Annotated in this window: 12 protein-coding genes; all 12 read right to left on the bottom strand. The window is 68.0% G+C overall.

The window, feature by feature from the left end:
* Window positions 1-48 precede the first annotated feature (48 nt).
* The 12 genes from ahcY to ACP16H_RS12925 are packed head-to-tail and all read right to left on the bottom strand — an operon-like array spanning window position 49 to window position 15,020.
* Window positions 49-1,446, bottom strand: coding sequence for an adenosylhomocysteinase (gene ahcY, locus ACP16H_RS12980; RefSeq protein ID WP_425072727.1), 1,398 nt, complete (start codon window positions 1,444-1,446; stop codon window positions 49-51).
* 18 nt (window positions 1,447-1,464) lie between these two features.
* Window positions 1,465-2,238, bottom strand: a complete 774-nt coding sequence (locus ACP16H_RS12975) for a DUF1295 domain-containing protein (protein ID WP_425072726.1) — start codon at window positions 2,236-2,238, stop codon at window positions 1,465-1,467.
* A 24-nt stretch (window positions 2,239-2,262) separates the two neighbouring features.
* The gene (locus tag ACP16H_RS12970; protein WP_425072725.1) at window positions 2,263-3,399 is read right to left on the bottom strand and encodes an acyl-CoA dehydrogenase family protein; all 1,137 of its coding nucleotides are present in this window, start codon (window positions 3,397-3,399) and stop codon (window positions 2,263-2,265) included.
* 8 nt (window positions 3,400-3,407) lie between these two features.
* A complete protein-coding gene (locus tag ACP16H_RS12965; RefSeq protein WP_425072724.1) occupies window positions 3,408-4,499 on the bottom strand; it encodes a hypothetical protein in 1,092 nt (363 codons plus the stop codon).
* On the bottom strand, window positions 4,492-5,214 hold the full coding sequence (locus ACP16H_RS12960; RefSeq protein ID WP_425072723.1) for a 4'-phosphopantetheinyl transferase family protein: 723 nt from the start codon (window positions 5,212-5,214) through the stop codon (window positions 4,492-4,494). Before ACP16H_RS12960 ends, ACP16H_RS12965 begins: the two co-directional genes overlap by 8 nt.
* 5 nt (window positions 5,215-5,219) lie before the next feature.
* Window positions 5,220-5,534 carry a hypothetical protein gene (locus tag ACP16H_RS12955; protein WP_425072722.1) on the bottom strand — a complete coding sequence of 105 codons (315 nt, stop codon included), beginning with the start codon at window positions 5,532-5,534 and terminating at the stop codon, window positions 5,220-5,222.
* Complete coding sequence (locus ACP16H_RS12950; protein ID WP_425072721.1) at window positions 5,534-7,900, bottom strand: polyketide synthase; 2,367 nt, start codon at window positions 7,898-7,900, stop codon at window positions 5,534-5,536. The genes ACP16H_RS12955 and ACP16H_RS12950 overlap by 1 nt, the downstream gene beginning before the upstream one ends.
* The gene (locus ACP16H_RS12945) at window positions 7,897-9,519 is read right to left on the bottom strand and encodes an amino acid adenylation domain-containing protein (protein ID WP_425072720.1); all 1,623 of its coding nucleotides are present in this window, start codon (window positions 9,517-9,519) and stop codon (window positions 7,897-7,899) included. Before ACP16H_RS12945 ends, ACP16H_RS12950 begins: the two co-directional genes overlap by 4 nt.
* Window positions 9,512-11,155, bottom strand: a complete 1,644-nt coding sequence (locus ACP16H_RS12940; RefSeq protein WP_425072719.1) for an aminotransferase class I/II-fold pyridoxal phosphate-dependent enzyme — start codon at window positions 11,153-11,155, stop codon at window positions 9,512-9,514. The genes ACP16H_RS12945 and ACP16H_RS12940 overlap by 8 nt, the downstream gene beginning before the upstream one ends.
* Window positions 11,156-11,197: 42 nt before the next feature.
* Window positions 11,198-11,446: an acyl carrier protein gene (locus tag ACP16H_RS12935; protein WP_425072718.1), complete on the bottom strand. Its 249-nt coding sequence runs from the start codon at window positions 11,444-11,446 to the stop codon at window positions 11,198-11,200.
* Between the two features lie 30 nt (window positions 11,447-11,476).
* A complete protein-coding gene (locus ACP16H_RS12930; RefSeq protein ID WP_425072717.1) occupies window positions 11,477-12,496 on the bottom strand; it encodes a methyltransferase in 1,020 nt (339 codons plus the stop codon).
* Between the two features lie 10 nt (window positions 12,497-12,506).
* Window positions 12,507-15,020, bottom strand: coding sequence for an aminotransferase class III-fold pyridoxal phosphate-dependent enzyme (locus tag ACP16H_RS12925; RefSeq protein WP_425072716.1), 2,514 nt, complete (start codon window positions 15,018-15,020; stop codon window positions 12,507-12,509).
* Between the last annotated feature and the right edge of the window lies 1 nt (window position 15,021).

Here is a 15,021-nt window from a genome sequence, read left to right as displayed (position 1 = left end):
CGCCCGGCCTTTGTATCCTTGCTGGTCAGGGCCCCTGCCCCGCCCGGCTCAGTAGCGGTAGTGTTCCGGCTTGAACGGGCCTTCCGGGGCGACGCCGATGTAGGCGGCCTGTTCCGGCGACAGTTGCGTCAGCTTCACGCCGATGCGGCCCAGGTGCAGGCGGGCGACTTTCTCGTCCAGGTGCTTCGGCAGGATGTAGACGCCCGGCTGGTACTCGGAACCCTTCGTCCACAGCTCGATCTGCGCCAGCACCTGGTTGGTGAACGACGCCGACATGACGAACGACGGGTGACCGGTGGCGTTGCCGAGGTTCAGCAGGCGGCCTTCGGACAGCAGGATGATCCGCGCGCCCGAGGGCATCTCGATCATGTCCACCTGGTCCTTGATGTTGGTCCACTTGTGGTTCTTCAGCGCCGCGACCTGGATCTCGTTGTCGAAGTGGCCGATGTTGCCGACGATGGCCATGTCCTTCATCTCGCGCATGTGCTCGATGCGGATCACGTCCTTGTTGCCGGTGGTGGTGATGAAGATGTCGGCATCCGCCACCACGTCCTCCAGCAGCACCACCTCGAAGCCGTCCATCGCCGCCTGAAGCGCGCAGATCGGGTCGGCCTCGGTGACCTTTACGCGGGCACCCGCACCGCGCAGCGAGGCGGCCGAGCCCTTGCCCACGTCGCCGTAGCCGCAGACCACGGCGACCTTGCCGGCCATCATCACGTCGGTGGCGCGGCGGATGCCGTCGACCAGCGATTCCTTGCAGCCGTACTTGTTGTCGAACTTCGACTTGGTGACCGAGTCGTTCACGTTGATCGCCGGGAAGGGCAGCTGGCCGTTCTTGTGCAGGTCGTACAGGCGGTGCACGCCGGTGGTGGTCTCTTCGGACACGCCCTGGATGTCGGCCTTGGTCTTGGTGAACCAGCCCGGGCTGGCAGCCATGCGCTTCTTGATCTGCGCCTTGATGACGGCCTCTTCCTCGGACTGGGGCACGGGCAGGATGTCCTCACCGGCCTCGGCGCGGGCGCCCAGAAGCACGTAAAGCGTCGCGTCGCCGCCATCGTCGAGGATCATGTTCGCGCCCTCGGGGAACATGAACGAGCGGTCGAGGTAATCCCAATGCTCTTCGAGGCTCTGGCCCTTGACCGCAAACACCGGCGTGCCACCCGCCGCAATCGCCGCCGCTGCGTGGTCCTGGGTCGAGAAGATGTTGCACGAGGCCCAGCGCACGTCCGCGCCCAGCGCCACCAGTGTTTCGATCAGCACGGCGGTCTGGATGGTCATGTGCAGCGAACCAACAATGCGCGCGCCCTTCAGAGGCTTGCTCTCGCCATATTCCGCCCGGCAAGCCATCAGCCCCGGCATCTCGGTCTCGGCAATGTCCAGTTCCTTCCGGCCAAAATCAGCCAGTGCAATGTCCTTAACGATGTGGTCGAATGCGAGGTCTTTCATGGGATGTCTCCTGAAATGTCAGCTGTCGCGGGAGGCCGGGACGGCGGTGTCTTCGGATCCGCCGCGCCCGAGGGGCAGGAAGATCGGGGTATGGGCGGCGTAGTCTTCCCAGGCCGCGCCGTGGCGCTGTCGGGACTGTTTCTCGTTCTTCGGGATGGCGTCCGCGAAATACTGGACAAGGTTCGCCAGCGGCGAGACGAGGCCCCAGTGCCACAGGCCGACGATGGCGAAGGACACGTAGATCAGGAAGTCGCCAAAGTAGTTGGGGTGACGCGACATGCCCCAGAAGCCCCGGCGCAGCAGCACGCCGCGATTGGCCGGGTCCTGCTTGAACTGCCACTTCTGGTAGTCCGCACCAAGGTGGAACAGCGTGCCCAGCGCATAGACCGCCAGCGCCGCGCCGTCCGCCAGCCCGAAGGGCCCCACGCGGTCGACGGCGGCAAAGAAAGGCAGCGTGTAGACCCAGCAGAACACCGGCACCAGCACCAGCGGCAGCGACAGGATCGCGGCCTTGGGCGTGGTGTCCTTCAGCTTGGACGCGCCGGTGGCGTTGAACCAGACCAGCAGCGTGTAGAGCATCCGCACCACATAAACGAGCACCAGCACGACGACCATCTGCTTGCGCCAGACGTCACCCGTGCCCTCCAGCCCGATGATGACCGTGGCGGGCAGAAAACTGAAGAAGCCCCAGGCAAAGGGCCATTTCGTATCGCCCGTGCGCAGGGCGGCCAGAACGCCGAGGAGGATGAACACCCCGGTGTTTCCGATGAGCAACCAGTAGGTAAGTGACATGTCCTGTCCTGCCTTTCTCGTGGATTAACGTAGCTTCATGGCGCGGGCGACGATCTCGCGCTGCATCTCGGAGCTGCCCGAGAACACCCGCGCGGGCATGACGTCGTTGAGGAAGCGGTTGACCGGATGGTCCGCCGTCATCGCCTCGCCGCCAAAGATCTGCACCGCGTCAAGACCGATCTGCACCGCCGATTCCGAGATGCAGATCTTGCTCAGCGCCACCTCCTGCTCGCAGGGCTTGCGCTGGTCGTACAGCCATGCAGCCTTGTACAGCAGCAGGCGCGAGGTCTCGATCCTGAGCCGCATGTTCACCAGCCGGTCCGAGATCGCCTGGTTGGCACCGATGTGGCGGTCGAACTGCTTGCGGGTGCGCGCGTGGTCCAGACACATGTCCAGCACACGCTCCATCGCGCCGAGGTAGATGGAGAACAGGCAGCAGCGTTCCCAAACCATGCTTTCGTGGAACAGCGTCGCCCCTGCCCCCTCCGGCCCCAGACGCTGCGCCTGCGCGACGCGGCAGTCGTCGAACATCACGCTGCCCCAGGGGCTGCTGGTCAGACCGGCCTTTGTGTCCTCGGCGGCGATGGTCAGGCCGGGCGTGGCGGTGGGGATGACGAAACAGCTGATGCCGAAGAAGGACGATTTCGGATCGGTGCGCGCATAGGCCACCAGCACGTCCGCCACCGGCGCATTGGTGATGAACCGCTTCGTGCCGTTCAGGACGTAGTCATCGCCATCCCGCACCGCGCTGGTGCGCATGGCAAAGACGTCGGAGCCGGAGTCCGTCTCCGAGATCGCATTGGCGGCGATCATCTGTCCCGTGGCCATGGGTTCCAGCCAGCGGGCCTTTTGCGCATCCGACCCGCCGCGCCAGACCGGCACGACGCAGGCAAAGAGATGCGCCGCCAGCGAGAACAGCAGCCCCAGGTCGGGGATCTGACGCGCCACGGCCTCGAAGCTCTGGATGGTCTGGAGCGCGTCCAACCCGGTGCCGCCGTGGTCGGGCGGCACGGGCAGACCGGCCAGCCCCATGGCGGCCAGCTGATCCCAGCCGGTGCGGTTGAACCCCTGCGGCTGGCGGTGGGTCGCGGCGAAATCGCGGGCAAAGCGTTCGAGATGCTCGGTGCGCTGCGCCTGATCGGGATTGGGCGAGAAATCCATGGGTCCGTCTACTTTCCGATGCTGTCTGTCAGGGGCATCCCGGCGGCGCCCTCGGGTTGCCGCAGGATGGTTTCAAGGCGGATGCGCGGGGTTCGGACCTCGGGCGGGGACTGGAGGCCGATGCGGGCGATGAACAGCGGCAGCCCCGGCAGCGACAGGCCGTCCTGCAAGGCCTGCCGGGGTTCGAGGTGCTGCAAAAGCACGCTGAGGGGGTGAACCTGCACGCCCAGTTCGGCGGCCCCCAGCCACAACTCAGACAGCCGCGCCCCGGTCTCGATCATGTCGGCCACGCCGGGGTCCGGCTGCTGCGCGGTCAACACCAGCACGCCCGGGGCCGCTGCGGTCAGCTCCGCCAGCCCCTGCGCCAACCGCCGGGGCAGCCCGAAGGGGCGCAGCAGTTGCAGGCTGACCGGGTGCAGCGCGATTTGCAGGCCAAGTCGTTGCAGCCGCGAAATGGGGCCCAGCAGCGAGTCGATGGAGAAGCCCCTGCCCTCGCGCAGACGGTGCGCAGGGCAAAAGCGGATATGGGCGTAGGTCTCCGACCAGGCGGCGAAATCCGAGAAATCCAGCGCCCCGAAATGCGACACGAGCCGCGCCACCTCGCGGCAGTGGCGGCGGTCGGTCAGCACTTCGACGCGGGCGGCGGTGCCGATGCCCAGCGCGGGCCAGCCGCGCGCCTGAAGCGCAAGCCGCTGTGCCGCCGTCAGCGGATCGGGGCGAAAGGGCGCGCGGCAGGTGCGGCGCCGGTGCACGAGGTCGCCAAAGCGGCGCAGCGCCTCGGGGGACGGGGGGCTGCCGCGCCCGACGCGCAGGGTGACGCCGATGTCGTCGGGCAGCGCGGTACAGGTCCAGTCGAGCCCCGCCAGCGTCATGGCTCGGCAAGCGACGCCGACGAAGGCCCCGAGGCTCATGGCCATCTCAGCGTCGAGGGTGTCCAGCGCGCGCAGGCGGGTCGCCTCGTCGAGGCAAAAGGTGACGGTGCGGGTCAGCGTGGCATCGGGCGGCCCGATGTCGACCTGCCAGGGCTGCGAATTATGCGAGGACGGCGCGTAGCGGGCGAGGTCCAGCGCGGCATGGATGGTGTCGTAGGGATCAGGCATGGGCGCGCTCGCCTTTCATGGGGAGGTAGGTGGCCAGCGCGATGGCGTGACCGCGCCAGAGGCCTGCGTGCACCCATGCCAACGGTCCGTTGGTGTCGGTGACGCGCGCCGTGCCGTCCTGCCCCCAGCCGTGCCAGCGCAGCCCGCGCATCTGGGCGAGGTTCGGGGCGTGGCGGGCTTTGAGGACGGCTTCCTTGGCGGCCCAAAGGTGTGTCAGCGCCGCGTCGTCGGGGTCCGGCCCCAGCAGGCGCGCCTCGGACGAGGACAGCAGCCAGCGCCGCGCGTTCGCACCGATGGGACGCAGGCCTTCGAGGTCGAGGCCCACGGGTGTGGGCGCGTGGACCGCCGCCGCCAGCGTGCCGGAGTGCGACAGGCTGAGGGCGCCGCCGATGGGCGAGTGCGGCGGACCGCTGCGCCCGGTCTGCGGCAGGACTGGCAGGTCGCGGAGGTGCGGCAGGTCCCCTGCCTCGCGCCGTGGCGCGTCTTCTGCCAGCGCAAGGCGCAACGCCAGCTTGGCCGCCACGCGCCCCGCCAGCCAAGTCAGCCGCTTACGCTCCAGCGCGAACCCCTGCCAGAGCGCCTGTTCCGCGCGCCCCAGCACGTGATGCGCGACACAGGCCAGCGCCCGCCCGAACGCGCCGGAAAAGTCCAGCACGACCACACGGTAGCCCCCGAGGGAGAGCATGGACAGGGCGGCAGACAGGGCAGCGCTCATGGCGCTCAGGCCCCTGCCCGGTAGCCGTCGCCAAGCCGGTGGCCCGAAAGCTCCTCGGCCACCTCGGCCATGCCGGAGAAGGCGGCGACCAGCCCGTCGAAGGCGGCGGTGCGCATGTCGGCGTCGAACGCCTCCTGCGAGGTGACGGAGATCACCTCGAAGTAGTCGAACCCCGCGCCCGGATCGGCGCGCTGGACGCTGAAGGCCTGCACGCTCGGCAGGTCGGGACAGGTGGCGTAGTCGGTATTGACCACCCAGTCCTCGAAGGCGCTGCGGTGGGTCGGGTCCAGCAGACGGATCTTGTGTACGATGAGTTTCATCATGCCTCCTCAGGGTCTTTGGCGGGGGCGGCGTTCCGATCGGGGGCCACCTCGACGATCATGTGGAAATTGGTGCCACCGGTGCCCAGCGCGTTGACGGCGGCGCGGCGCGGACCTTCGGAGGCGGGCCAGGGCTGCGGGTCCTGCGCGATCTGCCAGAGCCGGGGATCGAGACCGATGTCAGGGTTCAGCGGCCCGCGCAGGATGGTGGGCGGCAGGGTCGCACTGTCGAGCGCCTGCATGACGCGCAACAGTCCCGCCATGCCCGCGGCGGCAAAGCTGTGGCCGATCATGGACTTGACCGCGCCCAGCCCCTTCGGTGTCGCACTGTCGTGGCCGTAGACCTCGGTCAGGGCGGCGACCTCGATGCCGTCGCCGCGCTGGGTGCCGGTGCCATGCGCCTCGACATAGCCGATGGCGCCCGAGGGCATGTCGGCGTCGCCCAGCGCGCGCAGCATGGCGCGCACCTGCCCCCGGGGGTCCGGCGCGGTAAAGGACACCGCGTCCGAGGACCCGCCGATGCCCCGGATGACCGCCAGCACCGGCTGGCCGTCGGCCTGCGCGTCCGCAAGGCGGCGCAGCACCACGGCCCCGGCCCCGTCACCGGGAGAAAATCCGTCCGCCCCGGTGGCGAAGGGCGCGATGCGGTCGCCCGACAACATGCGCTGCGCCGAGCACAACGCCAGGTCGCGCGGGTTGTTGGGCAGCTCCGAGGCCACCACCAGCACCGCATCGACGTGGCCCGCGCGCAGCTGGCGCAAGCCGATCTCGAGCGCGGCAAGCGAGGAGGCGCAGGCGCTTTCGACCGCCAGACCGGGTGCGTTCAGCCTGTGAGCCGCAGAAAGGCGCATGGCGGTTTCGCCGCGAAACAGGCCGCTGAGCGTTGCCGCAGGCGCATCCGGCGTGGCCTGTGCCGGCTGCCCCAGCACGCGGGACAGTTCGGGCTGGTGTACGCGGTTCGACAGGCTGCGTTCCGCATCGCTGCACAGCTGCGCCGCGACGATCACGGACCAGCGCGTGCCATCGCCGGGCGCCATGCCCGCCTGCGCCAGCGCTTCGGAACCGACTTCAAAGGCCAGGTGATGTGTGGCGTCCGGCTGCTTGGCCTCTTCGGTGACGGGCAAGGCCATCGCCGCCATCTCGCTGCCCAGTTGGGCATAACTGCTGAGCGGCACCGACTTGTCCGGGTGATAGCTGCTGTTGCGCGGCAGGGCCGCCTCGCTGAGCGGCGCAATGGCGTCGGTCCCTGCGCCAAAGGCGCCGAGTACCGCGTCGCGCCCGACGAAGGGGCCGTAGCTGGCGCCCACGCCCACCACGGCGACGGGTTCGCCGGAAGGTACAGGCGGCGGCACAGACTGGCCCGCCGTCGACGGACTCAGCCGCATCTGCCAGTGCAGACCATAGAGGCTGTGGCCCTCGATCTGCGCCTCACCCTCGACCGTCAGAGTCCGTAGCACATCGCAGAGCACCTCTGCCCCCTCATGCGCCAGTCCGAAACGGTCACGCATTCCGGCCCCACAGATGTGCGGGCCACGCCCGACACGGCCCCCGGAAGAGCCCCCCGGCGCGGCGCGGTCGACCTGCGTGCAGGCCAGCCCGTCGAGGACCCCAAGCACCGGATCGCCGTCGCGTTCGGCGTCCGGCAGGCGGCGCAGGCACAGGAGCGTCGCGCCTTCCGACAGGATGACACCCTCGGGCAGAACCTTGGCCAGGGCCTGCACCACGTGGCAGCCCTCGAACCGCTGGCCGATGGCCACGAGCGCGGTATCGGTCTGCCCGGACAGTAGGTTCGCCGCCGCCACCTCGACGGCCGAGAACAGCGTCGCATCGGCGTTTTCCACCGCCAGGACACGGCCATGGGCGCCGATCTCGAGCCCGATGCGGGCGGCAATGATGCTGGCCATCTCGCCGACCTTGTCATGGGTGGTCGATCCGAAATGCCTTTGCAGGGCGCGCTTTGCCTCCAGCAGACGGTCCGGGTCGGCCCCCGCCATGGCGCGCACGCCAGCGACCTTCAGCGCGTTGCGCAGCGTCGCGTCGAACCCGCCGCAGACCCCGACAATGACGTCGGTCCGGTCGAGATCGCAGGTGAAGGCGCGCGCGGTCATCACCTCGCGCGTCAGGGACAACAGGTTCAGCGTCAGCGCCGAAACCGCGCGTTCGTAGATCGGCGGTATTCGGAAACTGGCCGGGGTGCAGGCGGGCGGTTCCAGCAGGCGGACCTGGCGGGCCGCCACCCGCGCCGCCGCCTCGGGGCCGCAGTCCGCCAGCCGATGCGGCGGATAGGGCGCCGGGGCGGCGACGGGGCTTTGGGCCAGGGCCACGATGGCCAGCGGCGCCGCAGGGACGGGGGCGCGGCGGGTCATGCGGTCTCTGGCCTTCTTGCGCGCGAAAGGGGGGCGCGCAGGAACTGGTCTTCGGCCATGCGGCGAAGGTGTTGCAGGTCGGCCTTACCGTTGGGGGTACGCGGCAGGTCGGGGATGAACCTCACATGCCGGGGCAGCATGTATTGCGGCACCAGCGTGCGCAGGAAATGCAGCAGGTCCAGCACGGCGGGGGCCTCTACCCCGTCGGGCGCGACGAAGGCCACGAGGTCAGCGCCGCGCGGCCCCAGGATCTGCACCACGGCGGCCTGCCGCACCAGCGGATGACGCGACAGGGCGGCCTCGATCTCGCCCAGTTCGACGCGGTTGCCCTGCACCTTCACGATGCGGTCGATGCGCCCGTGGTAGACCAGTGCCCCGTCGCGAAGGGATACGATGTCGCCGGTGGCGTGGCGGCGCGCGGCGTGGTTGGCCTGGCTCGCCTCGTCGGGCGGGTTGATGTAGCCGGGGGTGACCATGCTGCCCTCGATCACCAGTTCGCCCTTTTCGCCGGGGGGAACGGGCGCACGGGTCTCCGGGTCGAGGATCTGCGCGCGCTGCCCCGGCAGGGGCCTGCCGATCGGCACCGGCACGTCGCGTTCCAGATCGGCGGGGGTGACCCGGTGCCAGGTGCATGCGTTGGTTTCGGTCGGACCGTAGAGGTTGCTCAGCGTACAGCCCTCGGGCAGGCGCGCGGCCAGCGCCCGCAGGTCCCCGATGGCAAAGACCTCGCCCGCGAACAGGACGTGGCGCAGGTGGGGAAGCCGGTCGGCGTCGATCAGCCCGGCGCGGGTCAGCATGGCGAGGATCGAGGGCACCGCGTAAAGCGTGGTCACGCGATGCTGCGCCAGCCCCTCGGCGATGGCGAGGACGTTGGACTGGTCCGGCGTCGGGATCGACCAGACCGCCGCCCCGACCTGCGCGGCGGCGAAAAGGTCGAAGGTGGACAGGTCGAAATGGAAACTGGCGTGGTTGGCGATGACGTCGCCGCCATGCAGACCGTATTCCGCCACCGCCCAGCCGACGAAGGCCGCAAGGTTGCCGTAGCTCATCTGCACGCCCTTCGGCGTCCCGGTCGAGCCGGAGGTGAACAGCACGGCGGCGATGTGGTGGGGTTTGGCGACAAAGGGCAGATGCACGCTTTCGGGCAGATCGCTCAGGCGCAGCGCGGGCACCGGCAGGACCGGAAGGGCTGCCGCACCGTCGCAATCGGTGAACAGCACCAGCCGCACGCTGTCGGGCATGACACCCGGCAGGTGGTCCAGCAGGTCGGGCGAGACCACCAGCACCTCGGGGCGGGCCTGATCGAGAATGCGCGCCGCGCGTTCCGACGGCTGCATCGGGTCGAGCGGCACATAGGCCAGCCCGGCCTCCAGCGCGCCGTAGATGGCGGTGATGAAATCGTGGCCCTTGGGCGTCCAGATCGCCATGCGGGCACCGGGCTGGATACCTAGCGCCTGCAGTCGCGCCGCCACCCGCGCGGCACGGCCCTGCAGCGCGCCCCAGCTCAGCGGTGTCTCGCCCAGCAGCGCCGGGGCGTCAGGGGTCCGGGCTGCGGCATTGCGCAGCCCGGACGAGACGGAGAAGAACTCCGGCTCCGCGAGTGTCCCTGTCTCAAGCATGGCTCTCGATCCCGACTTCGCGCGCGCTTTCGATGACGATCTCGGCCGCAAGGTCGAGGTCCTCGATGGTGTGCTCGGAGGTGACAGAGATGCGCAGCCGCGCGTCGCCCACCGCCACGCCGGGGAAGACCACCGTCTGGCAGAACATGCCCCGCTTGCGCACGGCGCGGCCCAGTTCCAGCGTCTTGCGGTCATCACCGATGACCACCGGCAGGATGGCCGACTGCGTGTCGCCCAGATCGAACCCCGCCTTCAGCAGGCGCGATTTCAGGTGGTCGATGTTGCGCCACAAGGTCTTCAGCCGCTGCGGCTCCGACACCATGAGGTCGATGGAGGTGATGAGACCCGCCGCCACATGCGCCGGGATGGTCGCGGCAAAGACGTAGGAATTGGCATAAAAGCGCAGGTATTCCACCACGTCGGCACGGGCGGCGACAAAGCCCCCGACCCCGGCCAGCGTCTTGGAGAAGGTGCCGAGTTCCAGGTCCACCTTGCCCTTCAGGCCGAAATGTTCGCTGGTGCCCGACCCGGTCGCGCCCAGCACGCCGGTGGAATGGGCGTCGTCCACCAGAACCTTGGCGTCGTACTTCCTTGCGATGTCCATAAGGCGCGGCAGGTCGACGATGTCGCCATGCATCGAGAACACGCCATCCGTCACGATCAGCCGCCCGCCGTCCTGATCGGCGCTGCGCTCGAGTGCGCGTTCCAGCGAGCCGAGGCTGTGCTGGTATATCTTGCGCTGCGCGCCCGACAGCTTGCAGCCATCCTGGATCGACATGTGATTGATGGCATCGGTGAACACCATGTCCCGGCTGCCACAGAGCGCCGAGATGGTGCCGACATTGGCCGAATACCCCGAGGGGAAGACGATGGAGTCCTCGGTGCCCTTCAGCTGCGCCAGCCTGCGTTCCAGTTCCTTGTGCAACACGTTCGACCCGCCGATCAGGCGGCAGCCGGTGTTGGTGGCGCCATAGCGGCTGGCGGCGTCGCGGATCGCCTCGATCACGCGCGGATCGTTGGCGAGGCCAAGGTAGTTGTTCGAGGCGAACATCAGGAATTCGCGCCGCTCGCCGGTGACCTCGTCATGGATCAGCGCGCGGTTCTGACAGGGACCTTCCAGCGGCATCCCGTACCAGAAATACCCCGCCTCGCGCTGCGCGCCGTAGAAGGCGTTGAAGGCCTCGGCCTTGTGAAAGAGGTTGCGGTCCGGCAGGTCGGCAAAGTCGCGCATGGTGCGCGTGTCCACCGTGGGCGCCGGGAAATCCGGCGTCTCGACCGAAGCGTCCTGCGCCGCCTTCAGCAGGCTTTCGATCAGCGGATCGGTCTTGCGCGCGGCAGTCAACACGGCCTCCGGCAGCGGACGGTCGGCCATCAGATCGGCGATGCGGACAGACAGCTGGCCGATGGTCCGGATACCGTCGAGATCGCTGGCATCCGCCGGCAGGCCGCAGCGCGCCAGCGCGTCGCCGAGGATTTCCAGCTGCACGATGCTGTCGATCCCGAGGTCTGCCTCGAATTCCGCCGAGGCCGACAGGACGTCGGCACCGTAACCGGTGTGGCTTTGAACCACCTGCAGGACCAGCGACGCGAGGGCGGCCTGTTCTGCGGGGGACAGCGTTGCTTGAATCTCAGTCATCACGTTTCTCCGAAGGCTGGTTGGGGCCAAATGGCAGGGGGATCAGGCGACCGGAGAGCTCAGCAGCTCTCCTGTCATGGCGGCGATGGCGCGGGCGGTGGCGAAGTTCTCCGGCTTGATCTCGGACAGCGGCACGGTCACGCCAAAGCCGTCCTGCAACAGCTCGATCAGGTCGAAGAAGGCGCTGGAGTCGATGATGTTCAGCTCCAGCAGCGGGGTATCCAGCGTCAGCGCCTCGCCAAGGCCAAGGCCATAGTTCTCGTTGATGAGCGTCAGGATTCTCTGTTCCATTTCAAATACCTCTTGTGAAAAATCAGGGGGTCAGGGCTTTTGCCCGATCAGCAGCGCCCGCGGTCCGGGCAGCGCCTGCGCGCGGACATTGACAAACCCCGCCTCGCGAAAGCGGTCGAGGTACTGCGCCGTGGTGCTCTCGATCCCGCCGTCCGAGGACACCAGCATGTTGATCGACAACAGCGCGACGAAGGCCGGGCCGGATTCGTCGTCGGCCAGCGGCGTCTCGCTGGCGATGAAGGTCGCGCCCGACGGCAGAGCGGCAAAGACATTGGCAAGGATGCGCTTCTGCGTCTCGATACCATAGTCGTGAAGCATCCAGCCCATGTGGACGAGGTCGGCGTCGATCTGCGGCAGGGTGCCCTCGATCACGTCGCCCTCAAAGATCGCGATGCGGTTGCCGCCTTCGATGCCCGCCAGTTCGCGGCGCATGTGCTCTGCCGCCTCGGGCAGGTCGCAGACGGCGGCGGTCAGATGCGGATGTGCCTTCAGAACGGCGCGCGGCAGGGCGGCGCGGCCAGACCCGAGGTCGAGGAACGCCTTGTGCGCAGAGAAATCATACCCCTCGACAAAGCTTTCGACGAAGGGATCGGCGAGGATCGACAGGAAGGCGTGGAAATCCGCCACATCCGCCGGGTCGGAGTAGAGGATGTCGAACCACTTGCGGTCATCCCCGAACACCGCCGCGCGCTGGTTGGCGTTCTCGCGCAGCCCCTCGGCGCAGCGGCCCCACAGCGGATAAAGGAACTTTGCCGCGTGGCGCGACAGCGTGCCAAGGTAGGCCGCGCCGTCCTTCAGCAGGTAGGGCTCCATCCCTGCGGCCAGCGTGTAGCGGTCGCCTTCGCGGTCGAGGAACCCCATGGCGCGCAGGGCAATCAGCAGCTGGTTGGCAGAGCTTTCCGGCATCTCGCAGCGGGACGCGATTTCAGCGGCGGCGGCCCCCTCCCCGATCGCCTCGAAGACCTCCAGCTGGTAGGCACCCATCAGGGCCTGCGCGTTGAAGAAGGAGAGCAGCGTTTCGCTGACCCGTGCAAAGGATTGATCCAGCATTGGTTTTTCCTCAATTCATGAAGGTGGACATGTCGGCGCAGACCTCGCGGAAGGCGGCGACGAAACGGTCCGCCTGCGCGCGTGTCAGCGTCAGGGGCGGTTGAAGGCGGATGACGGTGGAACTGTTGGCAGTCAGGAAGGTCAGGATGTTGTGGTCCTGCGCGAGTTTCGTGACGAAGCGCATGCAGAACATCTCGGCCAGGGTGCCCTCGAAGCGGCGCATCGCCTCGGCGAGGCTGTCGCGCACCGTGTCGGGCAGGAACTTCCACGCCATATGCCAGTCGCCCGGCAGCCGCGTGGCGAACTCATGCGCTCCCGCCGCGACGGCGCCGCTGAAGTCGGCGGCAAAGGACACCGCCAGCATCATGCCCTTGCCGCGGATCTCGCCGACAAAGGGATAGTCGGCGGCAATCTGTTCCAACTCGGCTTTCAGGTGCGTGCCCACCTCAAGCGCATTCGCCATGACGCTGCCGTCCTCAAGCGCGTCGAGCGTCGCCAGTGCCGCCGTGGCCGCCATGTTGCCGCCGCCAAACGTCGAGCTGTGCGACAGGAAGCGGTCACTGGTGCCATAGGCGCGATCCCAGATCCCCACCCGCGACAGGGTCGCACCGATGGGCATCAATCCGCCCGACAGGGATTTCGACAGGCACAGGATGTCGGCCTGCACGCCTTCCCAGTCGCTGGCAAGGAACCGCCCCGTGCGGCCCATCCCGGTCTGCACCTCGTCGAGGATCAGCAGCACGCCGTAGCGGTCACACAGCGCGCGCACCTGTTTCAGGTAGCCCTCGGGCGGCACATGCACGCCGCCTTCGCCCAGGATCGGTTCAAGGATCAGGGCGGCGATATCGCCCTCCCACAGCTTCTCTTCGAGCTTGTCCACGTCACCGAAGGGCACTTCGACCGCGCCGGGCACCAGCGGGCGGAAGGGTTTCTGGTGCTTGTCGCGGCCTGTGACGGACAGCGCGCCCAGCGTCTTTCCATGGTAGCTGTTGTGGACATGCAGGATGCGGTGATGTGGCGAGGCGGCGCGCGCCATCTTGATCGCCGCTTCCACCGCCTCGGTGCCGGAGTTGGAGAAGAACACCCGCTCCATCCCGCCGCCGACCCGTTCACACAGCCGTTCCGCCAGCAGCGAGGTCTGTTTCGGGAAGGACACGTATTGCACGAAATTCGGCTGGTCGCCGCTGAGGAAGTCCTTCAGCGCCTCCACCACGCCCGTCGGGTTGTGCCCGAGGTTCAGACAGCCGTATCCCGCCACGAAATCAAGGAACTCCTGCCCCTCAGTGCCGGTCAGCACCGCGCCCTGCGCCTTGTCGAAAACCCGGTCGCAATGCAGCGTTTGCAGGAAATCCGCGAGCATCGGGTTGATGTGACGGCGAAAGCGCAGCGTCGTGTCGTGGTGCTCCTGCGAGCGCAGGGACACGTCCCTGGCCTCGGCCTTGCGCGCCCCGTGGTAGCGGCCAAAGCTGGCGACATAGGCCGGGTCCAGCCGCCGCCCGTAGGACGACAGCGGATCGGGGGCAAAGCCATGCCGCGCGGCGATCTCGCCGATCTCCAGCACGCGGTCCACCTCTAGCGTGCGCCCGATGGAAAACACCTCGGCCCGCTGTTCCAGCGCGAGGATCATCGTCTCGGACAGGCAGGCGTTCAACTGTTGCTTGATGGCGAGGTTCAGGGACTCACCGCCCATCTTCACCTGGTCCGAAGCGGTCACGCAGCCGCCGTCGATCACGAGGATATCGTCGCGCAGGCGCGCATCGCTTTCCGCCACGTCGCGCGGCAGGGCCACGTCCACGACGATGCTGCCGGGCATCAGTTGTGCCGGGTCGATGATCCCGCCCGCCGAACTGGCGGCGACGAAGAACCGCGTGTCCTTGTAGAACTCGCCGATATCGCCGCTGAGGCGGACCTTGTTGTGATACTTCGCGGGCAGGTGTTCCAGCAGGTCCGCCGTCTTGGCGCCGGGGCGGTGGACAAGGTCCAGCTCCACCCCTTCGTCCAGCAGCAGCCGTGCGATGACCAGCGCGATCGAGCCGGGGTAGCCCACGATGGCGACCCGGTGATCGGAGGGACGCAACCGCATCCAGTCCATGACCTGCCGCAGCGCGCGGTAGCCCGCGTAGGCGGTCAGCGAATTGCCCGAAGTCACCGGGACCGGGCTGGCCGCCGCCACCTCGACCCCGCGCCGCCCGACAATGGAGGTAAAGCCCCCCAACCCCACGAGGTCCGCGCCGTCAGCCGCGAACATCTCGGCCCCGGCGATGACGCGGCGCATGTTGCCGGGGGCGTCCTTCAGCATCTCTTCGGCGGTCAGCGGCAGGTAATGCACCTTCCCCGAGGCCTCGGCCCCGGTCGCGCTGGTGATCCGGTCGAAGTTCATGAAGGGCACGAGGTTCCGGTGCGACCACAGTTCGCGCGAATAGCCGTCCTGGTAGTCGTGCGAGGAACGCTGCATGAGGTCGAGCATCTTCACGTACCGCTTCAGCGGCACCGAGGTCGGATGTGCTATGAAACCGAAGTACATT

It is taken from the genome of Sagittula sp. S175 (assembly GCF_049800975.1).
In the GTDB taxonomy this organism is placed as follows: Bacteria; Pseudomonadota; Alphaproteobacteria; order Rhodobacterales; family Rhodobacteraceae; genus Sagittula.
This window is presented reverse-complemented; position numbering and strand designations above follow the sequence as displayed.

Bases quoted from the DNA above. Each gene is read 5' to 3' on its own strand.
- ACP16H_RS12925 (WP_425072716.1), bottom strand. From the start codon at position 15,020: ATGTACTTCGGTTTCATAGCACATCCGACCTCGGTGCCGCTGAAGCGG.
- ACP16H_RS12945 (WP_425072720.1), bottom strand. From the start codon at position 9,519: ATGCTTGAGACAGGGACACTCGCGGAGCCGGAGTTCTTCTCCGTCTCG.
- ACP16H_RS12935 (WP_425072718.1), bottom strand. From the start codon at position 11,446: ATGGAACAGAGAATCCTGACGCTCATCAACGAGAACTATGGCCTTGGC.
- ACP16H_RS12960 (WP_425072723.1), bottom strand. From the start codon at position 5,214: ATGAGCGCTGCCCTGTCTGCCGCCCTGTCCATGCTCTCCCTCGGGGGC.
- ACP16H_RS12950 (WP_425072721.1), bottom strand. From the start codon at position 7,900: ATGACCCGCCGCGCCCCCGTCCCTGCGGCGCCGCTGGCCATCGTGGCC.
- ACP16H_RS12955 (WP_425072722.1), bottom strand. From the start codon at position 5,534: ATGAAACTCATCGTACACAAGATCCGTCTGCTGGACCCGACCCACCGC.
- ACP16H_RS12940 (WP_425072719.1), bottom strand. From the start codon at position 11,155: ATGACTGAGATTCAAGCAACGCTGTCCCCCGCAGAACAGGCCGCCCTC.
- ahcY (WP_425072727.1), bottom strand. From the start codon at position 1,446: ATGAAAGACCTCGCATTCGACCACATCGTTAAGGACATTGCACTGGCT.
- ACP16H_RS12930 (WP_425072717.1), bottom strand. From the start codon at position 12,496: ATGCTGGATCAATCCTTTGCACGGGTCAGCGAAACGCTGCTCTCCTTC.
- ACP16H_RS12965 (WP_425072724.1), bottom strand. From the start codon at position 4,499: ATGCCTGATCCCTACGACACCATCCATGCCGCGCTGGACCTCGCCCGC.
- ACP16H_RS12970 (WP_425072725.1), bottom strand. From the start codon at position 3,399: ATGGATTTCTCGCCCAATCCCGATCAGGCGCAGCGCACCGAGCATCTC.
- ACP16H_RS12975 (WP_425072726.1), bottom strand. From the start codon at position 2,238: ATGTCACTTACCTACTGGTTGCTCATCGGAAACACCGGGGTGTTCATC.